The sequence below is a fragment of the Okeania sp. SIO2F4 genome (assembly GCF_010672385.1).
GTDB lineage: Bacteria > Cyanobacteriota > Cyanobacteriia > Cyanobacteriales > Microcoleaceae > Trichodesmium.
Genome location: NZ_JAAHGT010000975.1, coordinates 1 through 3,552, shown reverse-complemented (window position 1 = coordinate 3,552; position 3,552 = coordinate 1). Strand labels below are relative to the sequence as shown.

Genomic DNA, 3,552 nt, shown 5'->3' with positions numbered 1-3,552 from the left:
TACAGTCTGCAAATATAGGGCATATTCTTTCCCTGAAAGATGTTCCTTTCTGAAACTGAGGGCAGGAGAAGTATTTAAAACTATTGCGTTGAGATCCAGCAATCCAAAACCATGACTGGGAAACGAGGGCGTAATGAATCCCATTTCTTCTGGCCAACGGCTAAAAGAAGCCCCTATTTGATGTCGTTCTAAAATGACAAAGTTTTCAATTCCTAAATCTTTTAAGACTACTCCACAGCCAATTCCAGCAGCCCCAGCCCCCACAATTACAACTTCAAAACGATCGTTAGTTTTGTTCACGAGCAGACAGTCTCCAATAGATACCTTATGATAATGATAATCATTCTATAAAAAAAAGCTAGCTTTCTAACAAAAAATATTGGTGAGGCAGTGATAAACCATGATTGACCAAAAAATAAGGTCTCATATCAAATCTGTTTGAATACTTATTATATAGTTTGGGGAATTGAAGTCTCCCTTGAGAATTATGAACATACATTAGATTAGATCGCTGGATTCTATGTCATCCAAAAATTTCAATAACTATAACGTTGCAGTTTAGGGTTAAACCCCTCATTATGAACATATATTATATAACCGGATTCTATATCAAGCCTCCCCTTTCAAGGGGATGAAAAAGCGGTCGCTTTTGCTGGCGCAAAGCCTTCCTTCGCAATGCTCCGCAAACGCTAACGGCTAAGAGCAAGAGCCGATATGAAAACCGGAGCTTCCCGAAGGGTGGGATGGCGTTTCGGCTGTCGCCGACATGAAAAGCGGAGCGGCTCTGCACTCTTCGGGTTTCTTTTCCCTCCGGGATGCTACGCGACATGAAACGCGTAGCGTTAACGCGCGTTGTGCGGAACGCTAAACGCGAGCCTCCAATCGACCAAGAGAAATATTCGGTTCAATATTTCAAGCCTCTGACTTTCCTGCGGAATGCTGCGCAAACAGGCAGAGGTACTGATAACTCAAATGACAGTTCTGGAGGTAAGAGCAAGATTATGAATATGCCTCGCTAACTGTTCTAAATTTCACTTGATTAGTATTCGGATTATAAAGAGTATAGGTAGCATTTCCCGGCAAATTTCCCACATTACCGACCCCTATAACCTGACGGGGTGTCGTCAAAGTTTGAGTAGATGATGTTGTCTCAATAGCACCCACTTCAGCTCCTAACTTTGTCACCCCACTACTAACTGAACCATTTTCCAACTGATATTGAAAAGCTAAACCAGACCGACCACAAAATAAATTATTAACGCCAAAACGCATTAATCTATCTAACATTTGTATCGGTGGAGTATCGGGAGTTAATTTATCGCTTACCCCCAGAGTGCTGCCGTGAATTAATAAACAGTCAAGTTCAGAAAAACCAAAAGGCAAATTTCTCAACCATTCTACTGTTTCTCTATCCACATTATCCCATAATGTTTTCACAGTATCTATACCATATTCTGCTATTAATTCTGTCGGTTCATTTGTGTTAGTTAATCCATGTAAAATCAAAGATTGTTCTTCCCACCATCCCATACACACTTGGGGTTTAAGTTCGTTTTTTTTTGGATAACGTACTCGCTCTACTAATTTTTTGCAATCTATATTTAGCCCGACTAAATCTCCTAAAATATATAAAGCTTCCACATAATATTTTTGTTTTTTAATATCAGCAAGTACCGCTTCATAAGCTGTGATATTTCCTTGGATTCCAGTTAAAATTGCCCAATAATTCATAGAATTTATTGCTTTTTTTAGGTTAGATCAAGTAATAATGGATAATGTATAATTGATAATTAGGGCTTGCTGATTACAGCACTTTTGAGGATGGTGAGGTACAGTTGAAGATTAATCTCTATCTTTGTAAGGCTTCTAGCCTGTAACAAGCAGGATGCTTGTGTTACCAAAATTACTAAATAAAATTTTGTACCTCACTAACTCCGAAATTGCTGTAAATCTCAAAACATTTAGAGATCAAGGTTTGAAGAATTTTAGGTGCTAAAAAAAGTAGCAGCTTTTCACTTGATGGAGTATAAAAAGTGAAGATTTTGGAGTCATTATGACAGAAAAAGTAAGTGTGGATTATGAATGACCAGTTCTTCTATAACTCCCCTAAATCCTAACTCTTAACTACTCCTTACCATAGCAAAAAGACTTTATTCAGCAAACCCTAATTACCTCTGGTTAAAACCGTAAGGGAATTGAATATAAGGAAATCTGATTTCTTCTCTTGGTCGATTGGATATGGCGTTTCCCAGGGTTAGCGGAGCTTTGCGTCAGCAAAACGACCGCTTTTTTTTCCCTTAAAAGGGGAGGCTTTAAACCAGAATTATTCAATTATTAATTATTAATTATTAATTATTAATTATTAATCATCTTTCACAAATATGAGTAGGGTCATCAGCTTTTTCAGCATATTCTAAACCCCTAGCCAAACGCCAAGCAAAAATTTCTGGCAACCCCTTATTAACTATAGCTTCACAAGTAAGTTGATAATCATAAGGAATCTCTCGAATATTTACTTCTCCTGTTTCATTGTCATAAATAACATAAGTAGCATTCGGTCTACCATGACGAGGTTCTCCTACAGAACCAACATTAACAATTTTTTTCAGAGGAGCAATACAACTCTTTGACTCTAAGTTTTCCCTCCCCAAACTACTAACTTTAACTAATAATTGATTAGCATCAAGAGTACGAACATAAGGCACATGAGTATGACCACAAAACAATACATCAGCACCACTACTTAAGACTCTTTCAACTGCTAAAAATCCATCTAAATCTGGCAATAAATATTCATGGTTACTATGAGGACTACCATGAACAAAACACATATTTTCTTCTTTCAAAGTATGAGGTAAAGATGCTAAATATTCTCGCGTTTCTGGATTAATTTCTCGATCAGTCCATTCGTGGGCTAACTTGCCACGTTTCTCTGCTAATACAGAAGGATAACTACATTCACAAGAATTTAATCCCTCCACAATATCCTCATCCCAACAACCTAAAACTGTGGGAATATCTAAACTACGAATTTGCTCGACAACCGCGTTAGGATGGGGACCATAACCGACCAAATCTCCCAAACAGAAAATTTTCTCTGCTTTCTGTTTTTCCATATCTATTAATACAGCATTTAAAGCTTCGTAATTGCCATGAATGCAAGACATAACTGCGATTTTCATACTAACTATTCCTCTTTCATTAATGGATAATGGATAATTGATAATTACAAGAAGGTTAAAACCGTTATGGAATTTAATATAAGGAAATATTATAGCAATTCCCAAAAAAAAGCGTGAGGTACAGTTTTATTTCCCCCCTTGCCCCCCGATGATGCGGGGGGAGTTCCTCAAAGTCCCCCTTTCAAAGCTATCCATTATAAGCAAAATTATTTACAAAAGTGTGTAATGATTATTATCAAAAGCTTATGAGCATTTTGCTAGTTTTACTAATTTTTCAAATTAGTAAAACTAGCAAAATTATTTACTAAAGTGTGTAATGATTATTATCAAAAGCTTATGAGCATTTTGCTAGTTTTACTAATTTGAAAAA

Annotated in this window: 3 protein-coding genes; all 3 read right to left on the bottom strand. The window is 36.8% G+C overall.

What is annotated here, in order from left to right; translation table 11 throughout:
• The coding region (locus tag F6K22_RS35835; protein WP_293109361.1) for an NAD(P)-binding domain-containing protein at nt 1-300 on the bottom strand (300 nt) is incomplete at its 3' end.
• A 699-nt stretch (nt 301-999) separates the two neighbouring features.
• Nucleotides 1,000-1,731: a metallophosphoesterase family protein gene (locus F6K22_RS35830; protein WP_293109359.1), complete on the bottom strand. Its 732-nt coding sequence runs from the start codon at nt 1,729-1,731 to the stop codon at nt 1,000-1,002.
• Between the two features lie 635 nt (nt 1,732-2,366).
• Complete coding sequence (locus F6K22_RS35825) at nt 2,367-3,182, bottom strand: metallophosphoesterase family protein (RefSeq protein WP_293109357.1); 816 nt, start codon at nt 3,180-3,182, stop codon at nt 2,367-2,369.
• Between the last annotated feature and the right edge of the window lie 370 nt (nt 3,183-3,552).